The organism is Klebsiella grimontii (genome assembly GCF_900200035.1).
GTDB classification, from domain to species: Bacteria; Pseudomonadota; Gammaproteobacteria; order Enterobacterales; family Enterobacteriaceae; genus Klebsiella; species Klebsiella grimontii.
In genome coordinates, this window is sequence record NZ_FZTC01000014.1 from 135,170 (window position 1) to 147,221 (window position 12,052).

Genomic DNA, 12,052 nt, shown 5'->3' on the forward strand with positions numbered 1-12,052 from the left:
AAGTGAAAAGGAGACTCGCTATGTCGTCATTTGACTATTTAAAAAGCGCCATTAAGCAGAAGGGCTGTACGCTACAGCAGGTAGCGGACGCCAGCGGGATGACAAAAGGCTATCTGAGCCAGCTGCTGAACGCGAAAATTAAAAGCCCCAGCGCGCAGAAGCTGGAAGCGCTGCACCGGTTTCTCGGGCTGGAGTTTCCGCGTCGGCAAAAAAGCGTTGGCGTGGTATTTGGTAAGTTTTACCCGCTGCATACCGGCCATATCTACTTGATTCAGCGCGCCTGTAGCCAGGTCGATGAGCTGCACATCATTATGGGCTACGACGATCCCCGTGACCGTGAGCTGTTTGAAAAGAGCGCGATGTCGCAGCAGCCGACCGTACCTGACCGCCTGCGCTGGCTGCTGCAAACCTTTAAGTATCAGAAGAATATCCGCATCCACGCCTTCAATGAAGAGGGAATGGAGCCTTATCCGCACGGCTGGGACGTCTGGAGCCGCGGGATCCGCGCCTTTATGAGCGAGAAGGGCATCGAACCTAACTGGATCTACACCTCGGAAGAGGGCGACGCGCCGCAGTATCTGGATCATCTGGGAATTGAAACCGTACTCATCGATCCTAAACGCACCTTTATGAACATCAGCGGCGGGCAGATCCGTGAAAATCCGTTCCGCTACTGGGAATATATTCCTACCGAAGTGAAGCCGTTTTTTGTGCGCACGGTGGCGATCCTCGGCGGTGAGTCGAGCGGTAAATCGACGCTGGTGAATAAGCTATCCAATATCTTTAATACCACCAGCGCCTGGGAATATGGCCGCGACTATGTCTTTTCGCACCTCGGCGGCGATGAGATGGCGCTGCAATACTCCGACTATGACAAGATTGCCCTTGGGCACGCGCAATATATTGATTTCGCGGTGAAGTATGCCAACAAGGTGGCGTTCATCGACACGGATTTTGTCAGCACCCAGGCGTTCTGTCTCAAGTACGAAGGGCGGGAACACCCCTTTGTTCAAGCGCTGATCGACGAGTATCGTTTTGACCTGGTCATCCTGCTGGAAAACAACACGCCGTGGGTAGCCGACGGTTTACGTAGCCTTGGCAGCTCGGTAGACCGCAAGGAGTTTCAGACGATGCTGGTGTCGTTGCTCAAAGAAAACGAGATAGATTTTGTGCATGTGAAAGAGGCCGATTACGATGCCCGCTTCCTGCGCTGCGTTGAGCTGGTAAAAGAGATGATGGGCGAGCAGGGATAGGCCTTCTGCGGCCTGAATGCCTGAGCCGGGCTACAACACTCTCCCGGCGGGAGAGAGGGCAAACACCAAAAAGGGCAACCTGCGTTGCCCTTTTGCTTTTATTTCGCGATACGTTTGTACTTGATACGCTTCGGCTCCAGCGCATCGGCGCCGAGGGTGCGTTTCTTGTACTCTTCGTATTCGGTAAAGTTACCTTCGAAGAACTCCACCTTACCTTCATCCTGGTAGTCCAGAATATGGGTCGCGATGCGGTCGAGGAACCAACGGTCGTGCGAGATAACCATCGCGCAGCCCGGGAACTCCAGCAGGGCGTTTTCCAGCGCGCGCAGGGTTTCGATATCCAGGTCGTTGGTTGGTTCATCGAGCAGCAGGACGTTACCGCCCACCTGCAGCAGCTTCGCCAGATGCAGACGTCCGCGTTCACCGCCGGACAGCTCGCCGACGCGCTTGCCCTGGTCAACCCCTTTGAAGTTAAAGCGGCCCACGTAGGCGCGGCTCGGCATCTCGGTGTTGCCGATCTTCATGATATCCAGCCCGCCGGAAACTTCTTCCCACACGGTTTTGCTGTTGTCCATGGCATCGCGGAACTGATCGACGGAAGCCAGCTTGACGGTTTCACCGAGGGTGATAGAACCGGCGTCAGGCTGTTCCTGACCGGACATCATGCGGAACAGCGTCGATTTACCCGCGCCGTTAGGACCGATGATGCCGACGATAGCGCCTTTCGGTACCGAGAAGCTCAGATCGTCAATCAGCAGACGGTCGCCGTAGGATTTACGCAGGTTGCTGACTTCCACCACTTTATCCCCCAGACGTGCGCCTGGCGGAATAAACAGTTCGTTGGTCTCGTTACGCTTCTGGTACTCAACGTTGTTAAGCTCTTCAAAGCGCGCCAGACGGGCTTTGCCCTTAGACTGACGGCCTTTCGCGCCCTGACGGACCCACTCCAGCTCTTTCTCGATTGACTTACGACGCGCCGCTTCCTGAGATGCTTCCTGCGCCAGACGCTGATCTTTCTGCTCCAGCCAGGAGGAGTAGTTGCCTTCCCACGGAATACCTTCGCCGCGGTCAAGCTCAAGGATCCAGCCGGCGACGTTATCGAGGAAGTAACGGTCGTGGGTGATCGCCACCACGGTGCCTTCGAAGTCGTGCAGGAAGCGTTCCAGCCAGGCCACGGATTCCGCATCCAGGTGGTTGGTCGGTTCGTCGAGCAGCAGCATGTCTGGTTTTTCCAGCAGCAGGCGGCACAGTGCGACGCGGCGGCGTTCACCACCGGAGAGATTGGCGATTTTCGCATCCCAGTCCGGCAGGCGCAGAGCATCGGCGGCGCGTTCCAGCTGCACGTTCAGGTTATGCCCGTCGTGCGCCTGGATAATTTCTTCGAACTTGCCCTGCTGGGCGGCGAGCTTGTCGAAGTCGGCATCCGGCTCCGCGTATTTGGCGTACACCTCGTCCAGGCCTTTCAGCGCATTGACCACTTCGGCCACCGCTTCTTCAACCGACTCACGTACGGTCTGCTCCGGATTGAGCTGCGGCTCCTGCGGCAGATAGCCGATTTTCAGGCCCGGCTGCGGACGCGCTTCGCCTTCGATATCGGTATCGATGCCGGCCATAATACGCAGCAGGGTCGACTTACCGGCGCCGTTCAGACCGAGAACGCCGATTTTTGCGCCAGGGAAAAAGCTCAGGGAGATATTTTTCAGAATATGACGTTTCGGCGGAACCACTTTGCCGACACGATGCATGGTATAAACGAATTGAGCCACGTTGGACTTCGCCTCTTTTATATACTCTTCATCCCTCAGGCTAGCTTGATGCAGCCAGAATGATATTGAGTAGGGTAGTGAATAGTTTTCAAAGGCGAAGTGTAGCCTTTTTCGCGCTTTAATCCCAGCGAGGCGATGGGATTCACAAAAGAGTAAAAAAATGTCCGGGACGTGGCGCGATTCGCGTTGTCTGATTAGCATATCTACGTAATACCTGAAATTTTTGCCCGCGGCATGATGCTGCTGTGGTGTACCTGAATAGAGGAAGAGCTTGTGGAAAAAGCCAAAACTGTGACGTGGCGTCTTCTGGCCGCCGGCGTAAGTCTGCTGACGTTAAGCCAACTGGCGCATGCGGATTCACTGGATGAACAGCGCAGCCGCTATGCTCAAATTAAACAGGCGTGGGACGGTCGACAGATGGATGTCGTTAATCAGCTGATGCCCACGCTAACGACCTATCCGCTCTATCCTTATCTCCAGTACCGGCAGATTACCGACGATCTGATGAACCAGCCGGCGCTGGTGGTGACCAATTTTATTGCCGCTAATCCTACGCTGCCTCCCGCACGATCGCTGAAATCACGGTTCGTCAACGAACTGGCGCGCCGCAGCGACTGGCGCGGCCTGCTGGCCTTCAGCCCGGATAAGCCGACCGGCACCGAGGCGCAGTGCAATTACTACTATGCGAAATGGAACGTCGGCCAGGCTCAGGAAGCCTGGGATGGGGCGAAAGCGCTGTGGCTGAGCGGCAAAAGCCAGCCAAACGCCTGTGACCAGCTGTTTGGCGCCTGGCGCGCCTCTGGTCAGCAGGATCCGCTGGCCTACCTTGAACGCATTCGCCTGGCGATGAAAGCAGGCAATACCAGCCTGGTACGGGTTCTGGCCCAGCAGATGCCGGCCGACTATCAAACCATTGCCACGGCGGTCATCGCGCTGGCTGACGATCCCAATAGCGTGATGACCTTCGCCCGCACAACCGGCGCGACGGATTTCACCCGCCAGATGGCGGCGGTCGCGTTTGCCAGCGTTGCCCGGCAGGATGTGGAAAACGCGCGCCTGATGATCCCCTCACTAGCGCAGGCGCAGCAGCTCAATGAAGATCAGATTCAGGAGCTGCGGGATATCGTCGCTTGGCGCCTGATGGGCAGCGATGTGACCGAAGAGCAGGCCATCTGGCGCGACGACGCCATTATGCGTTCGCAATCCACCTCGCTGGTGGAGCGCCGGGTACGTATGGCGCTGGGGCTTGGGGATCGCCGTGGCCTGAACACCTGGCTGGCGCGTTTACCGATGGAGGCGAAAGAGAAGGACGAATGGCGCTATTGGCAGGCCGATCTGCTGCTGGAACGCGGACGTGATGACGAAGCGAAAGATATTCTACGCTCGCTGATGCAGCAGCGCGGCTTTTATCCCATGGTCGCCGCCCAGCGCCTTGGCGAGGAGTACACCTTCCGCGTCGACAAAGCGCCGGCGAATCTCGACCCGACGCTGACCTCGGGGCCGGAAATGGCGCGGGTCCGCGAGCTGATGTACTGGAATATGGATAATACCGCCCGCAGCGAGTGGGCAAACCTGGTGACCAGCAAAACCAAAGATCAGCAGGCGCAGCTGGCTCGTTACGCGTTTAATCAGGACTGGTGGGATCTGAGCGTCCAGGCCACCATCGCCGGAAAACTGTGGGATCAGCTGGAAGAGCGTTTCCCGCTGGCCTATAACGACCTCTTTACCCGCTACATCAGCGGTAAAGATATTCCGCAAAGCTACGCGATGGCCATCGCGCGCCAGGAGAGCGCCTGGAACCCGAAAGCCGGTTCACCGGTTGGCGCCCGCGGTCTGATGCAGATTATGCCGGGTACGGCAACGCATACGGTGAGCATGTTCAGTATTCCCGGCTATAGCGGTCCGTCGCAGTTGCTGGATCCGGAAATGAACATCAACATTGGTACCAGCTATCTGCAATATGTTTACCAGCAGTTTGGCAATAACCGAATCTTCGCCTCTGCGGCCTATAACGCCGGTCCTGGGCGAGTGCGTACCTGGCGGGGCAACAGCGGCGGACGCATTGATGCGGTGGCGTTCATCGAGAGCATTCCGTTCTCTGAAACGCGCGGCTATGTGAAAAACGTTCTGTCCTATGATGCCTACTATCGCTATTTTATGGGTCAGAAAGACACGCTGCTGAGCGATGCGGAGTGGAAGCTGCGCTATTAATACAGCCTCCTTCGGGCAACATCGGATTTCGCGATGTTGCCCGAAATCCGTAGAGTCCGGACAGAAGTATGTTATGCTTTGTACTCGTTAGTGAGTACATTCGACAGGTGGCGTAACATGACCCAACAATCCCCCTATTCAGCGGCGGTGGCCGAACAGCGTCATCAGGAGTGGCTGCGTTTTGTCGCCCTCCTGCAGCAGGCGTACGCCGACGATCTCCATCTGCCGCTTTTACAGCTCATGCTGACGCCCGACGAGCGCGAGGCGCTCGGCACGCGGGTGCGCATCATTGAAGAACTACTGCGCGGCGAGATGAGCCAGCGCGAGCTGAAAAACGAACTCGGCGCCGGGATCGCCACCATTACCCGCGGTTCGAACAGCCTCAAATCGGCACCGGCGGAGCTACGTCTGTGGCTGGAGCAGGCGTTGATTAAAGCTGACGATAAATAGCGTTATGGAACGGGCTTAGCGCCAGCACGACGGCCTGATGATAAACGCTACTGCGGGTGAGCTTGCCGGCCGTGAATACGCCGATAGCGCCCTCTTTGCGGCCAATTTCATCGATGCCGGTATGCTGAGACATCACCGGCCCCAGGGCTTCTCCTGCCTGGACTTTTTCAAGAATAACCTGCGGTAGCGGCAGGGTCGCCGAGCGCGCTTCGCCGCGCAGGCTGCCGTCGTCGATCGTCACCCAGCTAAAGGTGCTGCCTTCGTCGATGCCGGCTTCAATGGCGACCCAGAAGTCCGCGTTTGGCCGCGCACGACGCGCGTTAGCCACGCGATTTCGTGCGCCAGCGCGCGTTTCGTCGCTGCCAAAAGGCTGTTCCGGCACGCCGCTCTCGACGGAGACGGACTCAATGTGGCAGGATCCTTCGCCGAAGATCTCGTTAAAAGCCTGCAGAATTGCCTGAATTTTGGCGGGATTAGTGGTAGCTGAGACAACATGGTGCATAATCAAAACAACTCAGAATTACTAAACATCATCGCAGTATACTCCAAATCATTCTTGCTGCAGGCGGCTATGCTTGTAGCTCGAGGGTTAAGAGCTCAGAACGGATAATAAAGCATGTTACAGGTATACCTTGTTCGCCACGGTGAAACGCAGTGGAACGCCGAGCGACGTATTCAGGGCCAGTCCGACAGCCCGCTTACCGCCCACGGTGAGCGTCAGGCCTGGCAGGTGGGCGAGCGCGCCAGAACGTTGGGAATTACGCATATTATCGCCAGCGATTTAGGCCGCACGCGCCGTACCGCAGAAATCATCGCTGAAGCCTGCGGATGCAGCGTCGTGACCGATTCACGCTTGCGTGAGCTGGATATGGGCGTGCTTGAAAAGCGCCATATCGACTCGCTGAGCGAAGAAGAGGAGGGCTGGCGTCGACAGCTGGTTAACGGCACGCCCGACGGGCGTATCCCGCAGGGGGAGTCAATGCAGGAGCTGAGCGAGCGTATGCACGCGGCGCTGACGTCTTGTCTGGAACTGCCTGCGGGTAGCCGACCGCTGCTGGTGAGCCACGGGATGGCGCTGGGATGTCTGGTGAGTACGATTCTTGGTCTGCCCGCTTACGCGGAGCGTCGCCTGCGTCTACGCAACTGCTCTATTTCCCGCGTTGACTATCAGCAAAGCCCCTGGCTGGCGTCGGGATGGGTGGTGGAAACCGCGGGGGATGTGTCGCATCTTGATGCCCCCGCGATGGATGAGCTCCAGCGTTAACGACGAATCGGGATCAGGTATTCGCAGCGCAGCTGAATAGGCGGTTCCTGATTCCGGCTTTCATCTTCCGGGAAGAAACGTTCAATATCCAGGCCCTTACGACGGGTGAGGTTAAGCATCGGCATGCAGGTGCCGTAAACCGTCAGAATAAACTCCTGCAGCCCGGTGCCCAAACCTTCGTAGGTAAACATCACGTATTCGCCGCCTTCCAGCGTTACCGGATGGGCGTTATGCAGGTGGCCGTTTGCCAGCTCCGGCGTCAGCGCGGTGGTATAAAACACCTCTTGCTCATCGTCTTTATCGAGGCTAGGACGCGGCTCATGCAGGCCGTACAGCGTCGGAGGAATCGATGGCGTATTGGCGAGGAATTCCCGCCAGAACTGGACGCGCATCTGATTACGGAAATCGGAGATCTCCTCCAGCTTACAGGTATAGCTCTGGGTGACGCCGACCAGCTGAGTGGTGTTCAGCGTGACGAATTCATAGTGCGGCATGGTGAACTCGCCCAGACGCAGCGGAGGGCGCATACCGTAGGAACTCCAGTCGGGAGAGCGTCGGTAGAGGGCTGGCGTCAACGAAAACTGCTTTTTAAAGGCGCGAGTAAAAGTCTGCTGCGAGTCAAAGCGATACTGCAGCGCAATATCAAGAATCGGACGCGCGGTCAGGCGTAGGGCAACCGCCGACTTAGATAAGCGACGGGCGCGAATATAGGCACCGATAGCATGGCCGGTCACGTCCTTGAACATTCTTTGCAGATGCCACTTGGAATAGCCCGCCTTCGCTGCCACATTGTCCAGTGAGAGAGGCTGATCCAGGTGACCTTCCAGCCAGCTAAGGAGATCGCGAATAATCCCTGCTTGATCCATAAAATATCCCCATCCTTAAACTCAGGTGCCTGATACTAAAGGTAGCGGATAATAGCATTTTTTGATGTTTTAGCATTCAGTGTTTTTTTTGCTTTTAAATGCGATTCTTCCAGAAGTTTCGGTGGTAATTTTGTAAAGCTGTGATCTATAAAACTTTTCTTCTTAATGTGTGATAATCACTCAGCTAAATTTTTAAGAATGGTAACAATATGAAATACAAGAAGTTAGTGGCGGGAATGCTTTTGCTGGCGGGCTGCCAGATGGCGCAGGCGGAACAAATCGGCTCTGTGGATACCGTATTTAAGTTCCTTGGACCGGATCATAAAATCGTCGTCGAGGCCTTTGACGACCCGGACGTTCAGAACGTCACCTGCTACATCAGCCGGGCGAAAACCGGAGGAATTAAAGGCGGGTTAGGGCTGGCGGAAGACACCTCTGATGCCGCTATTTCCTGTCAGCAGGTGGGGCCGATTGAGCTGGCGGATAAAATCAAAAACGGTAAAACGCAGGGCGATGTGGTGTTCCAGAAACGGACCTCGCTGGTATTTAAAAAACTGCAGGTCGTGCGTTTTTACGATGCCAAACGCAATGCGCTGATCTATTTGACCTATTCGGATAAAATCGTCGATGGCTCGCCGAAAAATGCGCTTAGCGCCGTGCCGATTATGCCATGGAATAAATAACAGGGAACGCCGATGCAACAACCGCGGATCTGGTTGGTGGAAGATGAGATGAGTATCGCCGATACGCTCGTCTACATGCTGCAACAGGAAGGATTTATCGTTACGGCGTTCGAGCGCGGGCTCCCTGCGCTGGACGCGGCGCATCATCACCAACCCGACCTCGCGATTCTGGACGTCGGCCTGCCTGATATCAGCGGGTTTGAGCTATGTCGGCGACTGCTGGCCCGCTATCCGGCGCTGCCGGTGCTGTTCCTGACGGCCCGCAGCGAAGAGGTGGATAAGCTGCTCGGTCTGGAAATCGGCGCTGATGATTATATCGCCAAGCCATTTTCCCCCCGTGAAGTTTGCGCCAGGGTTCGCACCGTCCTGCGGCGGCTGCAGAAATTCGCCGCCCCTTCACCGCTTTTGCGCGTGGGGGAATTCACATTGAATGACGCCGCGGCTCAGGTTACGTGGTGCGGCCAGGGTCTGAATCTGACCCGCTATGAGTTTTTATTATTAAAAACGCTACTTCATTCTCCTGGGCGCATTTTTTCCCGCCAGCTGCTGCTGGAGAAAGTATGGGGCGACGCGAACGAGAGCTTCGATCGTACCGTTGATACCCATATCAAAACGCTGCGCGCTAAGCTGCGAGAAGTGAATCCCGATCTCTCCCCGATCAACACGCACCGCGGTATGGGATACAGCCTTGGAGGCTTCTGATGCGCATCGGTATGCGGCTGCTGATGGGCTACTTTTTGATAGTGGCGATCGCTGCCTGGTTTGTGCTTTCTATCTTCGTTCAGGAGATTAAACCCGGGGTTCGGCGCGCAACGGAAGGGACGCTGATTGATACGGCGACCCTGCTTGCCGAGCTGGCCCGTGAGGATTTACTCTCCGCCGATCCCCAGCACGGGCGCCTGGCCCAGGCTTTTCAAACGCTGCATCGCCAGCCGATCAACGCCAATATTGCCGGCATTAAGAAAGTTCGCAACGAATATCACGTCTATATGACCGATGCGCAGGGCAAGGTGGTGTTTGATTCCGCGGGCAACGCGCAGGGGCAAGACTATTCGCGCTGGAACGATGTCTGGCTCACTTTACGCGGGCAATACGGGGCGCGCAGCACGCGAAGCGATCCGAACGATGATAATAGCTCGGTGATGTATATTGCCGCGCCGGTGACGGATAACGGTCGAATCATTGGCGTGCTCAGCGTCGGAAAACCTAATCTGGCCATGGCGCCGGTCATCAAACGCAGCGAGCGGCGTATTCTGTGGGCCGGAGGGGCGCTGCTGGGGATCGCGCTACTGATCGGCGTTGCGATGGTATGGTGGATTAACTTTTCCATCGGCAAGCTGGTTCGCTACGCCGACTCCGTGACCGCCGACCGTCCGCTTCCGTTGCCGGACGCGGGCAGCAGCGAACTGCGCAAGCTGGCGCAGGCGCTGGAAAGTATGCGTCTTAAGCTTGAAGGTAAAAACGCGATTGAAAACTACGTTTATGCGCTGACCCATGAACTGAAGAGCCCGCTGGCGGCGATTCGCGGCGCGGCAGAAATTCTTCGGGAGGCGCCTCCGCCTGAGGTCGCCGCGCGTTTTACTCGCAATATCCTGGCGCAGAATGCGCGCATGCAGGCGCTGGTGGAAAATTTACTTCAGCAGGCCCGGCTGGAGAATCGGCTGGAGATCGCCCAACGTCCCGTCTCCGTCGCTGCGCTTTTTCGTCGTCTGGCCGAGGAGCGCGACATCGCGCTGGCAGCGAAAAACCTCACGCTGCGTTGGCAGGAAACGTCTCTGACGGTAGAGGGCGATGGTGAGCTCCTGGCGCAAGCATTGGGTAATCTGCTTGATAATGCTATCGATTTCACTCCTGCCGAAGGGGAGATTGTTCTTGGCGCGGAAGAAGGTGATGGCGGCGTGCGATTAACCGTATGCGATACGGGAAGCGGCATTCCCGACTACGCGCTAGGGCGTATTTTTGAGCGTTTCTATTCTCTTCCCCGTGACAATGGCCAAAAAAGCAGCGGCCTGGGGCTGGCGTTTGTTCGTGAAGTTGCGCGCCTGCATCAGGGCGATATCGAGCTGGTTAACCGCCCGGAAGGCGGCGTGTGCGCTTTGCTGAGACTTCACGCTCACTTCACATAGCTTCAAATTCTCCACACATAGCCCCTTTAAGGTAAGCGCATTACTAAGGAGAGGGCTATGTTGAAATCACCACTATTCTGGAAAATGAGCACCCTGCTGGGGTGTATTTTACTGTTATCGATCCCGCTGATGATCGTCCGGCAGCTGATCGTTGAACGCGCGGATTATCGCAGCGAAGTCATCGAAGCTCTGGAGAGCAGTACCAGCGGATCGCAGAAACTGGTCGGGCCGCTGATCGCCATTCCCGTGACCGAGGTATTGACCCGCATTGAGGATAAAAAAGAGGTCACATATCAACGTCACTGGCTGCATTACTGGTTACCTGAGTCGCTGGCGATAGCCGGAAAACAGAACGTTGAATCCAGAAAAATAGGGATTTATGAAGGCCAAATCTGGCACAACGATCTGGGGATTAAGGCGCAATTTGATGTTTCCCGTCTGGCTGAACTCAGAAAAGATAATATTACGTTAGGTAAACCGGTTATGGTGGTCGGCGTTAGCGATGCACGCGGGATTGGCACCATTATTGCTCCGAAAATTAATGGAGAGGCACTGCCGGTGGAGCCCGGAATCGGTATCAGCGGCAGCGGAGAGGGAATTCATATGCCAATGCCGCTGTTAACTCCTCAACAAAAAACGCTGGATGTTGAATTCACACTCAACCTGAACGGAACCGGAAGCTTCTCAGTCGCGCCGCTCGGACGCAATAGCCAATTACAGCTGACCAGTAACTGGGCGCATCCTGGTTTCCTGGGCGATTTTCTCCCGGTTAGTCGTGAGGTTTCCCCATCAGGTTATAGCGCCCGCTGGCAGAGTAGCTGGTTTGCGAACAATATGGCCCGGTTTTTTATGGACGATCGCGAGATTGAGTGGCGTCAACTGCCTGCTTTCAACGTTAACGTTACGACGCCGGCCGATCGGTACCAGCTGACCGATAGGGCGACAAAGTATGCCATTCTATTAATCTCCCTTACGTTTATGGCGTTTTTCGTTTTCGAGAGCCTGACTCAGTGCCGTTTACACCCGATGCAGTATCTGCTGGTTGGTTTGTCGCTAGTGATGTTCTATCTGATATTACTGGCCCTGTCCGAGCATATTGGCTTTACGCCGTCATGGATTGTTGCCAGCCTGATAGGGGCGCTGATCAATGGGGTTTATCTGAATGCGGTGCTGAAGGGATGGCTTAACAGCTTTCTTTTTGTCTGCGCATTGCTGCTGCTGGATGGCGTTATGTGGATGCTATTGCGTTCGGAAGATAGCGCGCTGCTATTGGGAACGGGAGTGCTACTGCTGGCGCTCAGCGCGCTGATGTTCCTGACGCGTCGCGTTGACTGGTACACGCTATCTCTCCCGAAGCCAAAAGAGAGGCAGCCCGAGGGCGGTGATGATGACGATAAGTTGAGGATCTGGAAATAAAAAAACGGCGCGAATTG

General features: G+C 56.1%; 11 protein-coding genes. 8 read left to right on the forward strand and 3 right to left on the reverse strand.

Features of this window, described 5'->3' with window-relative positions:
- Window positions 1-20: 20 nt before the first annotated feature.
- Window positions 21-1,253 carry a multifunctional transcriptional regulator/nicotinamide-nucleotide adenylyltransferase/ribosylnicotinamide kinase NadR gene (gene nadR, locus KOSB73_RS06410; protein ID WP_004132285.1) on the forward strand — a complete coding sequence of 411 codons (1,233 nt, stop codon included), beginning with the start codon at window positions 21-23 and terminating at the stop codon, window positions 1,251-1,253.
- A gap of 98 nt (window positions 1,254-1,351) precedes the next feature.
- Here nadR and ettA read toward each other — a convergent pair whose 3' ends face one another.
- Window positions 1,352-3,019: an energy-dependent translational throttle protein EttA gene (gene ettA / locus KOSB73_RS06415; protein ID WP_014227837.1), complete on the reverse strand. Its 1,668-nt coding sequence runs from the start codon at window positions 3,017-3,019 to the stop codon at window positions 1,352-1,354.
- Between the two features lie 273 nt (window positions 3,020-3,292).
- Between ettA and sltY the strand changes: the two genes are divergently transcribed.
- Together sltY and trpR are read left to right on the forward strand one after the other, a co-directional pair.
- A complete protein-coding gene (sltY, locus tag KOSB73_RS06420) occupies window positions 3,293-5,230 on the forward strand; it encodes a murein transglycosylase (protein WP_049086192.1) in 1,938 nt (645 codons plus the stop codon).
- A gap of 117 nt (window positions 5,231-5,347) precedes the next feature.
- Window positions 5,348-5,680 carry a trp operon repressor gene (gene trpR, locus KOSB73_RS06425; RefSeq protein ID WP_004132278.1) on the forward strand — a complete coding sequence of 111 codons (333 nt, stop codon included), beginning with the start codon at window positions 5,348-5,350 and terminating at the stop codon, window positions 5,678-5,680.
- On the opposite strand, the gene yjjX is transcribed toward trpR, so the two are convergent.
- Window positions 5,661-6,182: an inosine/xanthosine triphosphatase gene (gene yjjX / locus KOSB73_RS06430; protein ID WP_004132276.1), complete on the reverse strand. Its 522-nt coding sequence runs from the start codon at window positions 6,180-6,182 to the stop codon at window positions 5,661-5,663. The two genes, trpR and yjjX, sit on opposite strands and share 20 nt — an antisense overlap.
- A gap of 114 nt (window positions 6,183-6,296) precedes the next feature.
- Between yjjX and gpmB the strand changes: the two genes are divergently transcribed.
- Window positions 6,297-6,944, forward strand: coding sequence for a 2,3-diphosphoglycerate-dependent phosphoglycerate mutase GpmB (gpmB, locus tag KOSB73_RS06435; RefSeq protein WP_004128725.1), 648 nt, complete (start codon window positions 6,297-6,299; stop codon window positions 6,942-6,944).
- Here gpmB and robA read toward each other — a convergent pair.
- Window positions 6,941-7,810 carry an MDR efflux pump AcrAB transcriptional activator RobA gene (gene robA, locus KOSB73_RS06440; RefSeq protein ID WP_004132273.1) on the reverse strand — a complete coding sequence of 290 codons (870 nt, stop codon included), beginning with the start codon at window positions 7,808-7,810 and terminating at the stop codon, window positions 6,941-6,943. The genes gpmB and robA overlap by 4 nt on opposite strands.
- A gap of 209 nt (window positions 7,811-8,019) precedes the next feature.
- Between robA and creA the strand changes: the two genes are divergently transcribed.
- From creA to creD, 4 genes are read left to right on the forward strand one after another with little or no spacing between them, the layout of a single operon-like run.
- Window positions 8,020-8,493: a protein CreA gene (creA, locus tag KOSB73_RS06445; RefSeq protein WP_024360392.1), complete on the forward strand. Its 474-nt coding sequence runs from the start codon at window positions 8,020-8,022 to the stop codon at window positions 8,491-8,493.
- A gap of 12 nt (window positions 8,494-8,505) precedes the next feature.
- Complete coding sequence (creB, locus tag KOSB73_RS06450; RefSeq protein WP_004132269.1) at window positions 8,506-9,195, forward strand: two-component system response regulator CreB; 690 nt, start codon at window positions 8,506-8,508, stop codon at window positions 9,193-9,195.
- Window positions 9,195-10,619 carry a two-component system sensor histidine kinase CreC gene (creC, locus tag KOSB73_RS06455; protein ID WP_049086821.1) on the forward strand — a complete coding sequence of 475 codons (1,425 nt, stop codon included), beginning with the start codon at window positions 9,195-9,197 and terminating at the stop codon, window positions 10,617-10,619. The genes creB and creC overlap by 1 nt, the downstream gene beginning before the upstream one ends.
- A gap of 57 nt (window positions 10,620-10,676) precedes the next feature.
- Window positions 10,677-12,035, forward strand: a complete 1,359-nt coding sequence (creD, locus tag KOSB73_RS06460; RefSeq protein WP_004132266.1) for a cell envelope integrity protein CreD — start codon at window positions 10,677-10,679, stop codon at window positions 12,033-12,035.
- Window positions 12,036-12,052: the final 17 nt, after the last annotated feature.